Annotated in this window: 2 protein-coding genes; both read left to right on the plus strand. The window is 76.0% G+C overall.

What is annotated here, in order from left to right; genetic code table 11:
- On the plus strand, positions 1 to 3,194 hold a 3,194-nt coding region (locus tag ND748_RS27575), incomplete at its 5' end, for an amino acid adenylation domain-containing protein (RefSeq protein WP_251749126.1).
- A partial coding sequence (locus tag ND748_RS27580; RefSeq protein WP_251749127.1) for an AMP-binding protein occupies positions 3,191 to 3,780 on the plus strand: 590 nt, incomplete at its 3' end. The genes ND748_RS27575 and ND748_RS27580, both read left to right, overlap by 4 nt.

Here is a 3,780-nt window from a genome sequence, read left to right on the forward strand (position 1 = left end):
AGCCGAGCGCGGCGCCCCGGGTGTCCCGGCGGCACTTCCGGCTGCCGCCGTCCGCCCGTGCGGCCCTCGGCCGGGCGGCCCACCGGCACGGTCTCACCCCGGCCATGGCCGTCGCGACCGCGTTCGCCGAGGTGCTCGGCGGCTGGAGCGCGCAGCCCCGGTTCCTCCTCAACGTCCCCCTGTTCGACCGCGAGTCGATCCACCCCGACGTCAACCGGATCGTCGGCGACTTCACCAGCTCGGTGCTGCTGGAGATCGACCTGACCGACAGCATCCCGTTCGTCGAGCGGGCCCGTCGCCTTCAGAACCGGCTGCACGCCGACGCCGCCCACGCCGACTACTCCGGCGTCGAGGTGCTGCGCGACCTGGGCCGCCTGCGCGGCGAACCGGTGCTCGCGCCGGTCGTGTTCACCAGCGCGCTCGGCCTCGGCGAGCTGTTCGACGCCTCGGTGCGCCGGGAGTTCGGCGAGCCGGTGTGGATCATCTCGCAGGGCCCGCAGGTCCTGCTGGATGCCCAGGTCACCGAGCTCGACGGGGGCATGCTGGTCAACTGGGACGTCCGCGAGGACACCTTCGCGCCCGGCGTCGTCGACGCGATGTTCAGCGCGTTCGAACGGCTCGTGCGCGGCCTGGCTGACTTCGACCCGGCCGACCTCGACCCGGCCGACCTCGACCCGGCCGACCTCGACCCGGCTGACCTCGACCCGGCTGACCCCGACCCGGCTGACCCCGACCCGGCCGACCTCGACCCGGCTGACGTGAGCGCGGCGACCGGCGCGGACACCGTCGCCTGGGACCAGCCCGTCGACGGCCTGCTCGCCTCCTCGACGAGGGCGGTGCGCCGCCAGGTCAACGCGGTCGCCGGGCCGGTGTCCACCAGCCTGCTCCACGAGGGGTTCTTCGCGGCGGCCCGTGACCCGGAGGCACCCGCCCTGCTGTGGGACGCACCGGCCGGCGGCGGGCAGTCGCCGGTGCGCCGGTCGCTGTCCTATGGCGAGCTGGCCGAGCAGGCGGCGGCGGTGGCCGGCGCGCTCGTGGCGCGGGGCGTGCGGCCGGGCGACCTGGTCGGCGTCAGCCTGCCGAAGGGGCCGGAGCAGGTCGTCGCCGTCCTCGGCGTCCTGGCGGCCGGGGCGACCTACGTGCCGATCGGGGTGGACCAGCCGGCGGCCCGGGTCGCGCGGATCGCCGACACCGCCGGCCTGCGCACGGTCATCACCGCGCCGTCCACCGCCTCGTCCGCCGATCCCGCCTCGTCCGCCGGCTCGTCCACGTCCGCCGGCTCGTCGACGTTTGCCGGCTCGTCCACGGCACCATCCGGGCCGGACTGGCCGGTCGGCGTCCGGCCGCTCCGCCTCGACGACGCGCTCGCCGCCGGCGCGGCCGCCCCGGCCGGGGCGCTCACGCTGAGCGCGACCGACGATCCCGCCCGCCTGGACGAACCGGCCTACGTGCTGTTCACCTCGGGCTCGACCGGCCAGCCCAAGGGCGTCGAGGTCAGCCACCGGGCCGCGATGAACACCATCGACGATCTGACCGACCGGCTCGGCCTCGGTCCGGGCGACCGCACGCTGGCCGTCTCGGCCCTCGACTTCGACCTGTCGGTCTTCGACATCTTCGCCCCGCTGTCGTCCGGCGGCGCCGTGGTCATCGTGGCCGAGGAGTCCCGGCGCGAGGCCGCCTGCTGGGCCGAACTCATCGCCGCCCACCGGGTCACGATCCTCAACTGCGTGCCGGCGGTGCTGGACCTGGTCCTGGCCACCGGCGCGCCGCTGGGCACCAGCCTGCGCGCGGTGCTTCTGGGCGGCGACCGCGTCGGGGTCGACCTGCCCGGCCGGCTCGAGGCGGCGGTCGCCGGCTGCCGGTTTCTCGGGCTCGGTGGCACGACCGAGACGGCCATCCACTCGACCGTGTGCGAGGTCGTCGGGGGTGGGCCGGTGCCGCTCGCGTGGCGTTCGGTGCCCTACGGCACCCCGCTGCGGGGCGTGCGGCTGCGCGTGGTCGACGGTCTGGGGCGCGACTGCCCCGATCACGTCGTCGGCGAGCTGTGGATCGGCGGGGCCGGCGTCGCCCGCGGCTACCGGGGCGACCCGGAGCGCACGGCCGACCGGTTCGTCCGCCACGCGGGTCAGCGGTGGTACCGCACCGGCGATCTCGCCCGCTACCTTCCGGACGGAACCGTCGAGTTCCTGGGCCGACGCGACCACCAGGTCAAGATCAGAGGCTTCCGGGTGGAGTTGGGCGAGATCGAGGCGGCGCTCGCGGCGGTGCCCGGCGTCCGCGCCGGGGTGGCCGCGCTGACCGGCGGCGCGGACGGACGTACGAGCGCGCTCGGGGCCGTCGTCGTCCTGGCGGGGGAGAGTCCACCGGACCCGGCCGACCAGGCGAACCCGGCCGACCAGGCGAACCCGGCCGACCAGGCGAACCCGGCCGACCAGGCGAACCCGGCCGACCAGGCGAACCTGACCGACCAGGCGGATCCGGTGACGGTCCGGGCCGCCCTACGGGCCGTCCTGCCACCGCACATGGTGCCCGACCGGGTCGTCGCGGTGGCCGAACTCCCGTTGAGCGCCAACGGGAAGATCGACCGCAGGGCGGTCGGCGCCCTGCTTGAGCGTGATCTGGACGGAACCCGGCCGGCCGCCACCCCGCCGACCTCCGACCTGGAACGGGTGATTCTCTCGGTCTGGCAGGAGGTGCTGCATCGCGACACGGTCGGGGCCGCGGACATGGCCGGTGCCGCCGACATGGCCGGTGCCGCCGACATGGCCGGTGCCGCCGACACGGCCGGAGCTGCCGGGGAGTTCGGGGTCACCGGAGCATTCGGGGTCACCGACGAGTTCTTCGCTCTCGGCGGCGACTCCGTGCTCGCGACCGCCATGGTGGCCCGGCTGCGCGACGAGCTCGACACCGGTGAGGTGACGGTCCGGATGCTCTTCGGCGCGCCGACGGTCGCCGCGCTCGCGGGGGCCATGCGCGCGGCCGAGCCCACCCCCGGGCGGCTCGATCGCGTCGCGGCGATCACCTGGGAGATCGCCGGCCTTTCCGACGACGAGATCGAGGCGCGGCTGCTCGACCAGGTCGAGCCGACCGGACTCGCCGGCACGCCCGACCCCGCCGGCGCGCCCGGCACCGCTGCCCTCCCCGACACCACTGCCCTCCCCGACATCGCCAGCACGGCCGGGAGCCAACGGTGAGCGGCGCCCCACCGGTCACCGCTGCGCCAGCCGAGGCGGGCGTGGCGGACGGCTGGGTCCGTTGGCCGGACGACGTCGCTCGCCGCTACGTGGACGAGGGCTACTGGCAGGGCGGGCCGCTCGGCGACCGGCTGCGGGCCTGGGCCGCGCGGTCCGGCTCCGCCACCGCCGTCGTGGCCGGTCCGCCGTCCCGGCCGGTCCGGCTCACCTACGCCGACCTCGACCGGGCCGTCGACGACCTGGTCGTCGGCCTCGACCGGCTCGGCCTCGCCCCGGGCGAGCGCGTCCTGGTCCAGCTGCCCAACCGCGTCGAGTTCGTGACGCTGTTGTTCGCACTGCTCCGGCTGGGCGCGATTCCGGTGCTCGCACTGCCCGCGCACCGCCGGGTCGAGATCGAGCACCTGGCCCGGCTGGCCGGCGCCGTCGCCTACGCCATCCCGGACACGCACGAGGGCTTCGACCACCGGGAGCTGGCCCGGGAGATCGTCGCCGCGGTCCCGTCGGTGCGCCACGTGCTGGTGGCCGGCGAGGCCGGTCGGTTCACCGGAATCGACGCGGTCGCGGCGGCCGGCGCGGACGCCCGGGC

Origin of the sequence: Frankia sp. AiPs1, assembly GCF_023716945.1 — a bacterium.
Lineage (GTDB): Bacteria > Actinomycetota > Actinomycetes > Frankiales > Frankiaceae > Frankia.